The organism is Lentzea sp. NPDC051208, assembly GCF_040682435.1.
GTDB classification, from domain to species: Bacteria; Actinomycetota; Actinomycetes; order Mycobacteriales; family Pseudonocardiaceae; genus Lentzea; species Lentzea kristufekii.
Window position 1 is genome coordinate 27,687 of the sequence record NZ_JBFBAW010000004.1, and the last position, 13,291, is coordinate 40,977.

The 13,291-nt window shown below is 70.0% G+C and carries 12 protein-coding genes; 4 read left to right on the forward strand and 8 right to left on the reverse strand.

The window, feature by feature from the left end:
* Positions 1-11 precede the first annotated feature (11 nt).
* Positions 12-1,274, reverse strand: coding sequence for a ribonuclease D (locus tag AB0M48_RS10410; protein WP_363838499.1), 1,263 nt, complete (start codon positions 1,272-1,274; stop codon positions 12-14).
* A 70-nt stretch (positions 1,275-1,344) separates the two neighbouring features.
* A complete protein-coding gene (locus tag AB0M48_RS10415; RefSeq protein ID WP_181320591.1) occupies positions 1,345-1,998 on the reverse strand; it encodes a response regulator transcription factor in 654 nt (217 codons plus the stop codon).
* A 318-nt stretch (positions 1,999-2,316) separates the two neighbouring features.
* Between AB0M48_RS10415 and AB0M48_RS10420 the strand changes: the two genes are divergently transcribed.
* Entirely contained in the window at positions 2,317-3,465 is a 1,149-nt protein-coding gene (locus AB0M48_RS10420; protein ID WP_363838503.1) for a dipeptidase, read from the forward strand.
* Here the strand turns inward: AB0M48_RS10420 and AB0M48_RS10425 are convergent.
* Positions 3,462-4,010 carry a DUF3000 domain-containing protein gene (locus tag AB0M48_RS10425; RefSeq protein WP_229905701.1) on the reverse strand — a complete coding sequence of 183 codons (549 nt, stop codon included), beginning with the start codon at positions 4,008-4,010 and terminating at the stop codon, positions 3,462-3,464. The two genes, AB0M48_RS10420 and AB0M48_RS10425, sit on opposite strands and share 4 nt — an antisense overlap.
* Before the next feature lie 72 nt (positions 4,011-4,082).
* Here AB0M48_RS10425 and hemE point away from each other — a divergent pair, with 72 nt between their 5' ends.
* Genes hemE through hemQ form a run of 3 tightly spaced genes read left to right on the forward strand, consistent with a single transcriptional unit; the run spans position 4,083 to position 7,260 of the window.
* The gene (hemE, locus tag AB0M48_RS10430) at positions 4,083-5,117 is read left to right on the forward strand and encodes a uroporphyrinogen decarboxylase (protein WP_363838508.1); all 1,035 of its coding nucleotides are present in this window, start codon (positions 4,083-4,085) and stop codon (positions 5,115-5,117) included.
* The gene (gene hemG / locus AB0M48_RS10435; RefSeq protein ID WP_363838512.1) at positions 5,117-6,544 is read left to right on the forward strand and encodes a protoporphyrinogen oxidase; all 1,428 of its coding nucleotides are present in this window, start codon (positions 5,117-5,119) and stop codon (positions 6,542-6,544) included. Before hemE ends, hemG begins: the two co-directional genes overlap by 1 nt.
* Positions 6,545-6,567: 23 nt before the next feature.
* Positions 6,568-7,260 (forward strand): hydrogen peroxide-dependent heme synthase, encoded by a 693-nt coding sequence (hemQ, locus tag AB0M48_RS10440; RefSeq protein WP_363838515.1) that lies wholly within the window; start codon positions 6,568-6,570, stop codon positions 7,258-7,260.
* Positions 7,261-7,311: 51 nt separating this feature from the next.
* Here the strand turns inward: hemQ and AB0M48_RS10445 are convergent, their stop codons facing one another.
* From AB0M48_RS10445 to AB0M48_RS10465, 5 genes are all read right to left on the reverse strand, one after another.
* On the reverse strand, positions 7,312-10,392 hold the full coding sequence (locus AB0M48_RS10445) for a S8 family serine peptidase (protein ID WP_363838518.1): 3,081 nt from the start codon (positions 10,390-10,392) through the stop codon (positions 7,312-7,314).
* Positions 10,393-10,566: 174 nt separating this feature from the next.
* Entirely contained in the window at positions 10,567-10,938 is a 372-nt protein-coding gene (locus AB0M48_RS10450) for a hypothetical protein (protein ID WP_363838521.1), read from the reverse strand.
* A complete protein-coding gene (locus AB0M48_RS10455; protein ID WP_363838525.1) occupies positions 10,931-11,749 on the reverse strand; it encodes a DUF692 domain-containing protein in 819 nt (272 codons plus the stop codon). Before AB0M48_RS10455 ends, AB0M48_RS10450 begins: the two co-directional genes overlap by 8 nt.
* Complete coding sequence (locus tag AB0M48_RS10460) at positions 11,749-12,510, reverse strand: TIGR04222 domain-containing membrane protein (RefSeq protein ID WP_363838529.1); 762 nt, start codon at positions 12,508-12,510, stop codon at positions 11,749-11,751. Before AB0M48_RS10460 ends, AB0M48_RS10455 begins: the two co-directional genes overlap by 1 nt.
* Entirely contained in the window at positions 12,510-13,280 is a 771-nt protein-coding gene (locus AB0M48_RS10465) for a TIGR04222 domain-containing membrane protein (RefSeq protein WP_363838532.1), read from the reverse strand. Before AB0M48_RS10465 ends, AB0M48_RS10460 begins: the two co-directional genes overlap by 1 nt.
* Positions 13,281-13,291: the final 11 nt, after the last annotated feature.

The window sequence follows — 13,291 nt, forward strand, 5'->3', positions numbered from 1 at the left end:
TCTGTCGGATGTCAGTCGGAGTCGGACGGCGTCGGTGCTGTCGCTGTCAGCGCCTTGGAGAGGGCGTCCAGGGTCAGCTCGATCTGCCACGACCTGGCGCCTCCGTCGCGCAGCACGGTGGCCACGGACTCGGGGGAGAGGTCGGCCGGCGGTTGCCAGCAGGTGCGGCGCACGAGGTCGGGCAGCAGCAGGTTCTCCACCGGGAGGGTGTTCGCCTCGGCGATGGTCGCCAGTGCCGCTCGGGTCGCGGCCAGGCGGGCCGCGGCGTCCGGGTCCTTGTCCGCCCAGCGGTTGGGCGGGGGCGGGCCGTCGTGCTGGCCCGCGGGCTCCGGGAGCTCCGACTTCGCCAGAGCGCCTGCCTTGCGCAGGGCGTTCATCCAGACGCCGGACATGCGGCGCTGGGCTCGGCCTCGGAACACCGGCAGGGCGAGCAGCTCCGCCTCGTTGGCCGGGTTGCGGGCGGCCGCCTCCATCAGCGCGGAGTCCGGGAGGACTCGGCCGGGGGCGATGTCACGTTCACGGGCCACGGTGTCGCGGGCTTCCCACAGCGCACGCACGAGGGCCAGTTGCCGCTGGTTGCGCACGCGGTGGATACCGGACGTGCGTCGCCAGGGGTCGGTGCGGGGGCGCGGCAATGGCGCCGTGCGCACCGCCTCGAACTCCTCGAGCGCCCAGGCGAGTTTGCCCTGGCGCTCCAGTTCGGCTTCGAGAACGTCGCGCAGCTGCACGAGCAGCTCCACGTCGAGAGCGGCATACGTCAGCCAATCGGCAGGAAGGGGCCGGCGCGACCAGTCGGCCGCGCCGTGCCCCTTCTCGAGCCTGTAACCAAGTAGCCGTTCCACCAGCGTGCCCAGTGCGACACGGTCGAACCCAGCCAGCCTGCCCGCCAGCTCGGTGTCGAACAGCACGCCGGGTCGGAGCCCGAGTTCGGCGAGGCACGGCAGGTCCTGAGACGCCGCGTGCAACACCCACTCAGTGCCCTCGAGCGCCTCCACCAGGGGGTCTAGCCGTCCGCCCAAGGCGATCGGGTCGACCAACCAGGTGCCGGCGCCTTCCCGGCGCAGTTGCACCAGATAGGCACGCTGTGAGTAGCGGTAGCCCGAGGCTCGCTCGGTGTCCACCGCGACCGGGCCCTTCGCCCCGGCGAGCGCGTCAGCGGCTCGCCGGAGCGCAGCTGGATCGGCGACCACGGGCGGGACCCCATCAGCAGGTTCCGTCAGCGGTACCGGTTCTGGTCCGGTTGGTGCGGTTGGCTCGTCGGCGGGTACATCCACAGCGGATGACCCTACGACGATCGCACCACTCACAGGTGTTCTCGGCCGGTTCAGTGCTTCAAACCGGTATCTAACGGATCACGCCGGCACGCATGGCCAGCGCGACCATCTGAGCGCGATCTCCTGTGCCCAGCTTCCGGCCGATCCGCGACAGGTGAGACTTCACCGTCAACGCGGACAAGCTCAGAGCCTCGCCGATCTCCTTGTTGCTCTGGCCATCGGCGACCAGCTGGAGCACCTCGACCTCACGCGCGGAGAGTTCCCGCGGCGTGTTGTCCGTGCCCGGCACCCGAGTACCCGCTGCGAGTACTGGTGCCACGCTCGGATCTGCGTAAACGCCACCATCGAGAACCCTGCGCACCCCGTCGGTGACCACCATCGGAGAGGCGGACTTCAGGAGGTACGCCTGGGCGCCCGCCTGGAAGGCCGACCTGACCGCGTAGGGGTCGTCGGAGGATGCGAGGACCACGATGCGGGGCCAGCCCTGGGCACGGAGTTCCGTGACCAGGTCGATGCCGGTGCCATCCGGCAGACCCAGATCGAGGATCGCGAGGTCGCAAGGACCGGTTGCAAGTGCCCGCGCCCGAGCCTCTGCCACCGATGCGGCCTCATGCACTGTCCCGGCTCCCATTTGTGTGAGCCGAGCTGATATCGCCTCCCTCAGCAGTGGGTGGTCGTCGACCACCAGCACTGAAAAAAGCTCTTCCCGCGGGTGCGGGACCATGTTCGCCGGCAACGAGCCGGCTGGCGTGGTACGAACGGCCTGACCTAAGCCGACGGCAGCCACGTCACTACCTCCCTGGAGTCGGTCGTGCCCCCCGACCGGCACCGGAGACTTTCGTCCAATCAGCCGCGCCACTGATCGACCGAAAGTGGTGTCGTCTGGGGCAGCGTAGCCGCCCATGCGGGTCTACGGGACGATCAATCGGGTATCTATCCCTATTGAGTTGTGACAGATGGCCCCACGTGTCACACGATTGGATGACAACTAGATAGGGGGTGTAACGCGAGCCCCTCTCAGAACGACATCTTGGAGTTGGTTGTGCCTAGCAGTTCCGGTCTCGAACGAGCGCGGGCGTTGCTGCAGCGTTTCCCCCTCGTCGACGGCCACAACGACCTCCCGTGGGCTCTGCGCGAGTTCGGCGACGGAACGGGCGAGGACGTCTACACGACCGCCGCGAAGATCGATCTCACGGAACGTCATCCCAGCCTGCACACGGATCTCGTGAAAATGCGCGAGGGCGGACTGGGGATGCAGTTCTGGTCCGTCTGGATTCCCGGCAGGCTCGCGGGCGACGGAGCCGTCACCGCCGTGCTGGAACAGGTCGAACTGGTCTACGAGCTGGCGGAGCGCTACTCCGATCACCTCGGCATCGCGACGACCGCCGCGGAAGCCGAAAAAGTTTTCGCCACCGGGCGTGTCGCCTCCCTCCTCGGAGCCGAGGGCGGCCACTCCATCAACTCTTCACTCGGCGTCCTGCGGGCGTTGCGCCGCCTCGGCGTCCGGTACATGACGCTGACCCACAACGACAACACCCCGTGGGCCGACAGTGCGACTGACCAGCCAGAACACGGCGGGCTCACCGAGTTCGGCCGCGACGTCGTGCGCGAGATGAACCGCATCGGCATGCTCGTCGACCTGAGCCACGTCGCGCCCAGCACGATGCACGCCGCGCTCGACACGAGCGTCAAGCCCGTCATCTTCAGCCACTCGTCGTGCCGCCACGTCGCGGACCACCCGCGCAACATCCCGGACGACGTCCTTACCAAGTTGAAGGCAAACGGCGGTGTGGCCATGATCACATTCGTGCCGGACTTCGTCTCACCTCGTGTCGCTGAATGGGACGCAGCCCTTCGTGAGGCCATGACGGCCGCCGGCGCGAACCACGCCGACATGGGGGAGCGCAAGGCGTTCGGCGAGAAGTGGATCGTCGAGCACCCGAAGCCGGCCGCCACGCTCGACGACGTCGTCCTGCACCTCGACCACGCCCGTGAGGTCGTCGGTGTCGACCACCTCGGCATCGGCGGCGACTACGACGGCGTCCAGGCGCTGCCGCAGGGCCTGGAGGACGTCTCCACCTACCCGAGCCTCTTCGGCGCGCTGCTCGACAGGGGCTGGTCCGAGGACGACTGCGCCAAGCTCGCGGGCGCGAACGTCCTCCGGGTCCTGCGGGAGGCGGACACGCCCTAGGGCTGGCGCTGCCCGAAGAGGGTGACGCCGACCGGCGGCAGCCCCACGGCCGTCGCCATCAGCTCGTAGAACGCGGTGCCGTGCTCGGCGAGTTCTCCGTCGAGCGCGGTCCACGACGCGCGCAGCTCCAGATCGTCGGTGCGCGCGGGACCCGCGATGTCGCCGAACCGGGCCGACGACGTCTGCGTCACGGTGCCGCCCAGCGCGGTGAACCCGGCCCCGGACTGCTCCAGCGCCTCGGTCAGCCACGACCACCCGACCTCGGGCAGCAGGGGATCGGACGCCAGCTCGTGGTCCAGTTCGACGCGGACGTACGCCACGACGCGAAGGACACCGCCCCACGCCTCGTCGCCGTCCGGATCGTGCAGCAGCACGAGCCTTCCGGTCGACAGTTCGTCCGACGGGCCGGTGACCTCAGCCGTCAGCGCGTACGCCCACGGAGCGAGCCGCTGCGGTGGGCGAACTTCGGTGAGTTCGATCTCGGGCCTGTGGCGAACCGACTTGAGCGTCCCCACCGCCCGGCGGAAGATTTCCGGCTCGGTCACACAACTGACTGTATGCCTCGCAATCCGGCCGAGTGATGGCGGCACGCCGGGACGTGGGACCATGAAAGAGATATGAGCACTCAAGTCCCCCTCCTCGTGGCCGCTCGTGGCGGCACCCCGTCGCACACCCCTGTCTGGTTCATGAGGCAGGCGGGACGGTCGCTGCCCGAGTACCGGGCGCTCCGCCAGGGCACCGCGATGCTCGACGCGTGCATGGACCCGGAGATGGTCTGCGAGATCACCATGCAGCCCGTCCGGCGGCACGGGGTCGACGGCGCGATCCTCTTCTCCGACATCGTCGTGCCGCTCAAGGCCGCCGGTGTCGACCTCGACATCGTCGCGGGCACCGGTCCCGTGGTCGCGAACCCGGTCAGGACGCTCGCCGACGTGGAGGCTCTTCCCGAGCTGCACGCCGAGCAGGTCCAGCCGGTCGCGGACGCGATCGGGTTGCTGCTCAAGGAACTCCCGCAGGAAGTCGCCCTGATCGGGTTCGCGGGAGCGCCGTTCACGCTGGCCTCCTACCTCGTCGAGGGCGGGCCGAGCAAGAACCACGAGCGCACCAAGGCGCTCATGCACGGCAACCCGGAGCTGTGGCACGCGCTGCTCGCCAAGATCGCAGGCGTCACGACGGCGTTCCTGCACGCGCAGCTCGACGCGGGCGTCCAGGCCGTGCAGCTGTTCGACTCGTGGGCGGGCGCGCTGTCCGAGCGCGACTACCGCGAGTTCGTTCTGCCGCACTCGAAGCGCGTCCTGGAGACGATCACCACCGTCCCGCGGATCCACTTCGGCGTCGGCACCGGCGAGCTGCTGCCCGCGATGCGCGAGGCCGGCGCGGATGTCGTCGGCGTCGACTGGCGCATCCCCCTGGACGTCGCCGTGCAGCGCCTCGAGCAGGCGAACCCCGAGTTGCCGAAGCCGGTCGTGCAGGGCAACCTCGACCCTGCGCTGTTCTTCGCGGGCTTCGAGGCCGTCGAACGCGAGGTGCGCCGCATCCACGCCGAGGGCAAGGCCGCCGCGGGCCACATCTTCAACCTCGGCCACGGCGTGCTGCCCGACACCGATCCGGAGATCATCACCCGGACCGTCGAACTGATCCACAGCTTGTAATGCACGCAAGGGCGCCGCACGTCGCAGTCGTCGGGGGAGGCATCTCCGGTCTGGCCGCCGCACACCGGCTGAGGATGCTGCTCGGACCCGCCGCGCGGATCACGGTGATCGAGCAGTCCGACCGGCTCGGCGGCAAGCTGCGCACGACCGAACTCGCGGGTGTGCGGTTCGACGTGGGCGCGGAGGCGTTCCTGCACCGCAAGCCCGAGGCGCAGGAGCTGATCAACGAGGTCGGCCTCACCGATCACGTCGTGCACCCCACGGACGCGAAGGCGAGCGTGCACGCGGCGGGGCGCACGCACCAGTTGCCCGCGCACACGTTCATGGGCGTTCCGGCGAGCGTCGAGAGCGTGCGGCACATGCTGTCGTCCGAAGGCGCGCTGCGGGTCGAGATGGAACCGACGCTGCCGTCGATCGAACTGCGGGGCGGCGACGTCGCGGTCGGCGCGCTGATGAAGGACAGGTTCGGCCCGGAGGTCGCGGACCGCCTGGTCAGCCCGTTGCTGGGCGGCGTCTACGCGGGTCGCGCGGACGAGCTCGGCCTGCGCGCCACGATGCCGCAGATCGCCACCCTGCTGGACAAGGGCGTCGGCTCACTGCTCGCGGCCGCCGCGATGATGATGCCCGCGCCACCGCAGCCCCGTGCCGCGCGCCCGCCGGTGTTCGCCAGCCTCTCAGGCGGCGTGTCGTCGCTCGTCGACAGGCTCGCCGAGGTCGCGAAGCCCGAGGTCAGGTTAGGTCTGCCGGTCCGCGTGCTGTCGTGGCTCGGCGCCGGCTGGCGGCTCGAGATCGGCTCGGCCGCGACCCCGGAGTACCTGGAGTGCGACGGCGTCGTCCTCGCGGTCCCGGCCCCGTCCGCGCGCAAGCTGCTGCACGAGATCGCCCCGCAGGTGTCCGCCGCGTACGGCAAGGTCGAGGTCGCCTCGATGGCGGTCGTCGCGCTGGCGCTGCCGCCGGGCACCGAACTGCCGCGGCGCTCCGGCATCCTGATCGCGGAGGGGGAGCGGTACTCCGACCGCATCACCCCCTTCACCGCCAAGGCGTTCACGTTCTCCAGCCGCAAGTGGGCGCACTACGGCGAGCCGGTCGTCCTGCGCGGTTCGGTCGGGCGGCACGGCGAGACGGCGCTCCTGCAGCGCAGCGACGCCGACCTCGTCAAGGCCGTGCGCAACGACCTGCACGAGCTGACGGGCATCAAGGCCGCGCCGATCGACTACGTGGTGCAACGCTGGGGTGGAGGGCTGCCGCAGTACGGCGTCGGTCACGTCGACCTGGTGGACACCATCGAACGCGGCATCGCCGACGTGCCGGGCCTCGCCGTCGCGGGCGCCACGCTGCACGGAGTGGGTGTGCCTGCCTGCATCGCGACCGCCGACGCGGCCGCCGCCCGTGTCGCAGCCCACCTGCTGGGCCGCGTTCGCCGTTGAGGGGCCCGTGCCAAGATGGACGTATGGCGCGCCTCAACTACAACGAGCTCAACGACACCATCCGCTACACGATGTGGTCGGTGTTCCGGGTCGAACCCGGCAAGCTGCCGGACGACCGTTCGGCCGCGGCCAGCGAGACCCAGAACTACCTGGACGCGTTGGAGGGCAAGGGCGTCGTCGTCCGCGGCGTCTACGACGTGGCCGGTCTGCGCGCCGACGCGGACTTCATGATCTGGTGGCACGCCGAGGAGATCGAGCAGGTGCAGGCCGCCTACACGGGCTTCCGCCGCACCCCGCTCGGCAAGGTCTCCACGCCGGTCTGGTCGCAGGTCGCCCTGCACCGCCCCGCGGAGTTCAACCGCAGCCACATCCCCGCGTTCCTCGCGGGTGAAGAGGCGCGCAAGTACGTCTGCGTCTACCCGTTCGTGCGGTCCTACGAGTGGTACCTGCTGCCGGAGGAGGACCGCCGCAAGATGCTGGCGGACCACGGCAAGGAGGCCCGCGACTTCCCGGACGTGCGCGCGAACACCGTCGCGTCGTTCGCCCTCGGCGACTACGAGTGGCTGCTCGCGTTCGAGGCCGACGAACTGCACCGCATCGTCGACCTCATGCGCCACCTGCGCGGCACCGAGGCGCGGCTGCACGTGCGCGAGGAGATCCCGTTCTACACGGGCACCCGCGTGCCGGCGGCCGAGCTCGTGCTGAACCTGCCGTAACAACGGCGAAAGGGCCGCCTGGACGGTGTCCAGGCGGCCCTTTCCGTTCTCCTACGCCACCTTGTAGGCGCGGATCACCGTCAGTTCGACGGTGTGGCCGTTGGCGTCCTTCGCCGTGGCCTTCAGCGAGGTCCACTTCGCGCCGGCCGGGTGGTAGATCAACGCGCTGTTGCCCACCACACCCGCACGGCGCCACGACTTGCCGTCGTCGTGCGAGTACTCGACGCCGGTGACGCGCACCCTGCCCGCGTCGCCCTGCGACTGGGTGAGCAGTCCGACGCGCTGCAACGTGCCCGCGGGCACCGCGCCGTCGGCGTCGAGCCTCGGCTCGAACTTCACCACCGGCAGCGAAGGCGCGACGATCTCGCCCTCGGTGCCCTGGGACTTGAAGTTCCACGCCGCCGACACCTTGGTGCTGAACTCGAACTGCGAGCTCCGGTCGAGGCTCACCTCGGCGCGGAAGTCGCCCTGCGGCAGCGGCACGCCTGAGAACAGGCCGCCTGGGGTGTCGGTCTCGCCGAGCAGCACCCCGTTGCGGTACAGGGCGGCCCTCGCCGTGTCCACAGTGGACGTGCCGTCGCCGTGCGTGCCGTCGCTCGTCATCGGCGGGCTGACGTAGAACTGCGTGCCGTACCGCTCGAGGAACCCGTACTCGGCCTCGGGCAGACCCGGCGAGAACACCGGCCGGACCTCACGTTCCTCGTACGTCTTGCCCGCCCTGTACGTGCGGGTCGCCGAGGTGATGCGCTCCTGGGCGCCGTTGGCGTGGCGCGTCATGATCGCGGACTGCCAGCGCACGTCCTCGGTGTTCACGTAGTCGACCGCGGTCGCGCCCGGCGCCACCGGGTAGAGCGCTGTGCTGCCGCCCAAACCCAGCTGGGTCACCGGCAGCTCGCCCTTCGACGCCTGGCTGTCCGGCTTCTGGCCGCCGATGGTGGCCTCGACCCTGGCCAGGTCCTTGCGGGCAGGCGCCTTGACGAGGCCGACGGGGAGACCGCCGGGAACCGGATAGGCGAGCCGGTAGAACGTGTGCGGGTCGGCCGTGGTGTTGGCCTGCAGCATCGCGAGCGACGACAGGTCGGCGGGCGGCAACGGTCCGCCTGCCTGCGCGATCCCGACGCCCTCGAACCCGCCGAACATGAGCATCGTGCCCTGCAGGCGGCTCTCACCGTCGACCGCACGGCGGAAGGCGATGATCCCGAGCGTGAAGTCACCGGTCTCCTCCGGCGCCTTCACCGACACGGGCTGGGCCAGGCGGGCGTCCTGCTTGATCGTCGTGTCGCCGGTCAGCTTCACGGTGGGCTGGTAGAGCAGGTCCGTGCCCCGCTCGCCGCTGAACATCGTCGTGTCGAGGAAGTACGTGCCCTTGGGCAGGCGGATCTTGACGTCGCCCGTACCGGCGACCGGCTTGAACGTGTTGTTGTCCAGACCCACCAGGAACGTGAACGAATCCGGGTCCCCGCCGTCGCGGCCGATCATGTCGATCGTGAGGGTGTAGCTCTCCACCTCGCGGTCGATGCCGACGAGCGTGCGGACGGTGTGCGGACCGGACGTGGCCACGACCTCGCCCGCGTACGCGGCGTCCTTGGTGCCGGCACGCGAGTCACCGGTGACGTTCACCGACGCGGTGCCCTTGGCCGGCACGGTGACCTTCGTGGCGCCCAGCGTGAACATGCCCGCCGGGGCACTGCCCCTGAACGCGAGGTCGAGCGTGATCGCCGCGTCCGTCGGGTTGGTGTAGGTGATCGGCTTGGTCACCGGCTTGTCGTCACCGTGCGGCCACTCGTGCAGGCCGAGGTTGACGGTGACGTCGCCGGTCAGCACCTGCCCGATGGCCTTGGCCACGTCGATGCGCCCGGCGCCCTGGTCGAACGCGCTGACGCCCTCGGTGGGCTTGGCCGTGGTCGCGAGCACCGACTTGAGCTGTGCGGGCGTCCACTCCGGGTGCTGCTGCTTGAGCAACGCCGCCGCGCCCGCCACGTGCGGGGTCGCCATGGACGTGCCGCTGGCCGCGAAGTGGTCCGCGCCACCGGCCTTGGCGGCGACGATGTCGACACCCGGCGCGGTCACCTCGGGCTTGAGCCCGCTGTCTCCCACGCGAGGGCCCTTGCTGGAGAACGGCGCGATCTTGTCGTCGCGGTCGACGGCGCCGACCGACAGCGCGGCCTCGGCCGTGCTGGGTGAGCTGACCGAGCCGGACGAACCCGAGTTGCCCGCCGCGATGACGAACAACGTGCCGTACTGGGCCGTCAGGTCGTTGACGGCCTGCTCCAGCGGGTCGATCTCGGGGGTGTCGCCACCGCCGAGGCTCATGTTGACGACCTGGGCGCCCTGCTCCGCCGCCCAGCGCATGCCGTCGAGGATCCAGGACTCCTGGCAGCCGAACTCGACGCAGACCTTCGCGTCGATGAGCTGCGCGCCGGGCGCGACGCCGCCGTACTTCGAGTCGCGGCTCGCGACGGTCGACCCGACGTGCGTGCCGTGGCCGACGTTGTCGGTGTTGTCGGGGTCGGTCGTGAAGTTCTTCTCCGCGATCTGCTGGCCGGCGAGGTCCGGGTGCTTCTCGTCGACACCGGTGTCGACGATCGCGACCTTGATCCCCTGGCCGGTGATGCCGTTCTGGTGGGCGGCCGGCGCGCCGATCTGGGCGACGCTGCGGTCGAGGCTCGGCTTGCGGATGCCGTCGAGCCAGACCTTGTCGCCGGTCGCGGCCTCGGCCTTGAGCGCCGTCCAGTCATTCGAGGACCTGGCGCCGAGTCTCGCCCGGCCGTCCACGATCAACGGCATGCGGTCGCGGTAGCCGAACTCCAGCAACGTCGTGACGTCGAAGAGCCTGCGGTCGAGCCGGCCCGCCGCCAGGGGCTCGAACGCGTCCTTCGGCACGACCATCGTGTGACCGTCCGCGGTGCGGGCGGTCTTGAAGGCCATGTTCCCGCGGCCCTCACCGGGCTGGATCGCGACGACCTGCCTGTCGTGTCCCAGCAGGACCTTGTCGCCGGTGACGAGGGTGACCTCGTCGGCGGTCTTCTGCGGGGCGTTGCCCGCTGGTGGAGCGGCCGCGGCTGTGGCGGCCGGTGCCACGGTCAGGGCGAGCGCCGTGACGGCGCCCAGCACTTTGGATTTTCCGCGCATTCGAATCCCCTCGTGGTTCGAATTCTGCGCGCTGTGGTCCGCGCAGGCCGGAAGGCCTTTCGCGGTAAAGCGAAGGCAGTGCGAAAAGGTCCCCCAACCCTTTCGAACGTATCGATGGCGCTGAGGGTCACACAGGGCCGAACGGGGGATTCTGGCCCCCGTTTTGCTCGCCCGTCAGTTCGACTGCCAGAACTTCCAGCGCGCCTTGCGCTTTTCTGGCAGTTCTCCGGAAGCGCGGCACCATTCCGCGAACGCCGCGGCATCCTCGCGTGCGCGAGACCCCGCACGACGTGGGTGATCAGCGGCGTAGGCGTCGAAGAGCGGCCGGAACCGGTCGCCGAGCTCGTCGGCGACCGCGGGGCCGAGCATCCGCACGATGCCGCGCCGTTTCGACAGCAACGCGCGACGTTCGACGCCGAGGCGTTGTTCGTCGAATCCCGCCGGTGCCGGTCCGTTCGCGAGCAATGCATTTAGCAGCTCGGCCTGCTGGGTGGCAAGCCTTTCGCGTGCGGACGAAAGGCCATTTCCTTCCGCGATTTCAGCCACGATGTTTGTCCACCACCGCGCGGATCGCGGCCAGCTCGCTCGCGATTTCGGTGTCGGACGGGTAGTTGTCGTCCCGTTCCAGCAGAACGCCGGGCGGGGCGACGCGCGAACACAGTTCGTCCAGCACCTCCAGGACTTCCGGCAGAACCGCGTGCGCGTGCGTGTCGTGGTAGATGTCGCCGTTCTGCTCGCCGCCGGCCACGTGCACGTAGGCCAGGCGCTCCAGCGGGATCTCGTCGAGGAACCGCTCCGGGTCCGTGCCGATGTTGCGGGCGTTCGCGTAGAGGTTCGCGACGTCCACGAGCAACCAGCAGCCCGTGCGTTCGACTAGCTCGGCGAGGAACTGGCCTTCGGACAGCTCGCCGTCCGGCCACTCCAGCAGCGCGGCGACGTTCTCCAGCGCGAGCGGCACGGGCAGGTTCCGCTGCGCCAGCTTCACGTTCGCGACGAGCACGTCGAGCGCGTCCCTGGTGCGCGGCACCGGCATCAGGTGGCCGGAGTCGAGCCCGCCCGCCCGCACGAAGCACACGTGGTCGCTGACCATCGGCGCGCCGACCGCCTCGGCGACGGCGCCCAGGTGCTCGACCCGGTGGAGGTCGACCTGGTCGGCACTGCCCAGCGAGAGCGACACGGCGTGGGGGAGCACCGGTACGCCGCGCTCCAGCAGCAGCGTCACCGACTCCGGCAGGTGTCCGATGTGGAGGTTCTCGGCGACGACCTCGACGAAGTCCACGCCGGGCAGCCGTTCCACGGTCAGGTCGATCTCGGAACGCCAGCCGATGCCGACACCCAGGTCCTTGATGCCCGCCATCAGTCGCCTCCTCCTCCGCCACCGCCACAGCTGCTGCCGCCACCGCAGCTGCTGCCGCTGCCCGACGAACAACTGCTGCTGGTGCCACAACTGCTGCTGCCACAGCCGGCCGTGCCCGCGGCGCCTCCGCTGCCGGCCTTCCTCTTCTTCTTGCGCGGCAACATCTTCACGACGCTCTGCGGCAGCCCGAAGAGCTCGCCGACGCTCTGGTTGCCGATCCTGCCGCGGAAGCCTTTTAGTGCCACCGCGAGAACCCTGTCGCTCGCGGTCACGTCCTTCAAGGCCGCCCGGCCCGCCCTGGTGAGCGGCTTCGCGCCGAACGTCCAGTACGCGACTCCCAGGAACATCACCGCACCGAAGAGGGTCCACGGCTCCAGGAAGGCCAGCGCACTCAGGACGACGCCGATCGCGAGGAAGACCCACCACACCGCGAGCCGGGGACGGGGGTCACGCGTCAGCCCGCGTGCCCGCAGCTGCTGGTGCAACGCCCGCATCTCCGCGCTCTTCGCGGCGTTCCGCACGACCGCGTCGAACCGGACCGCCTTGCGCAGGTTGACGAGGATGACCGTCTCGACCGCGGTCGAGGCCCCCAGCTCGGTCTGGTGCACGGCGGACACGAGCCCGTCGCGCGACACGCGCACCAGGTCGGCGTCGAGCAGCCTGGCCAGTGCGGTCTCCGCCGCCCGGCCGGGTCCCGCCACCAGGTAGCCGATCTCCTCCGGGGGCAACCGCGTTCCGCGTGCTGTCGTCGGTGTCGCCATCAGTCGCCTCCTCCTCCGCCGCCACAGCTGCTGCTGCCGCCGCAACTCGAACCGCTCGAACTGCCGCAACCGCTGGAAGTGGTACCACAGCTGCTGCAACTCGACGCCGCACCGCCTCCGCCACCGTCCGAGTGGGACCGCTTCCCGGGCTTGCGCGATTTGGGCGGGATCATCTTCACGACGCTCTGCGGCAGTTCGAACAACTCGCTGACGTTCCGCCCGCCGGCCTTTCCGGTGAACCCGTGCAGCGCCACCGCGTGCACCCTGTCGTGCGTGGTCACCTGCTTCAGCGCGGCCTTGCCGGCCTTGGTGACGGGGCTCCTGCCGTACTGCAGGAAGGAGAAGCACAGGGCGATCGGCACGCCGGCGAAGAACGGCGGTGAGACGAAGCCCGCCAGGGTCAGCAGGCCCGCGACCGCGAGGGAGAACCACCAGCCCTCGCCGCGGCGGCGAGGCACCTGCATGAGCCTGCGGCTGAACAGGTGCCGGTACAGGTCGGCGATCTCCGTGCTCCGCGCGATCGACTGCACGATCATGTCGAACCGGACGGGAGTCTGCGCGTGGCTCAGCAGCCGCGCCTCGACCGAGGTGGTGGCGCCGTGGTCGTCCTGGTGCACCGCGGAGACGAGGCCGTCGCGGGAGACCCGCACGAGTCCGGTGTCGATCAGCCGGGCCAGCACGGTCTCCGCGGCCCGTCGGGGACCGGCCTTCAGGAAGCCGGCCTCCTCCGCGGACAGCCACGTCCCCTGCGCCGTTGCCGGTGTTTCCATCAGCTTCCCCC

Excerpts from the sequence above, each read along its gene's own strand:
- AB0M48_RS10415 (WP_181320591.1), bottom strand. The coding sequence starts at position 1,998 with ATGGTCCCGCACCCGCGGGAAGAGCTTTTTTCAGTGCTGGTGGTCGAC.
- hemE (WP_363838508.1), top strand. The coding sequence starts at position 4,083 with ATGAGCACTCAAGTCCCCCTCCTCGTGGCCGCTCGTGGCGGCACCCCG.
- hemG (WP_363838512.1), top strand. The coding sequence starts at position 5,117 with ATGCACGCAAGGGCGCCGCACGTCGCAGTCGTCGGGGGAGGCATCTCC.
- hemQ (WP_363838515.1), top strand. The coding sequence starts at position 6,568 with ATGGCGCGCCTCAACTACAACGAGCTCAACGACACCATCCGCTACACG.
- AB0M48_RS10445 (WP_363838518.1), bottom strand. The coding sequence starts at position 10,392 with ATGCGCGGAAAATCCAAAGTGCTGGGCGCCGTCACGGCGCTCGCCCTG.
- AB0M48_RS10455 (WP_363838525.1), bottom strand. The coding sequence starts at position 11,749 with ATGGCGGGCATCAAGGACCTGGGTGTCGGCATCGGCTGGCGTTCCGAG.
- AB0M48_RS10460 (WP_363838529.1), bottom strand. The coding sequence starts at position 12,510 with ATGGCGACACCGACGACAGCACGCGGAACGCGGTTGCCCCCGGAGGAG.
- AB0M48_RS10465 (WP_363838532.1), bottom strand. The coding sequence starts at position 13,280 with ATGGAAACACCGGCAACGGCGCAGGGGACGTGGCTGTCCGCGGAGGAG.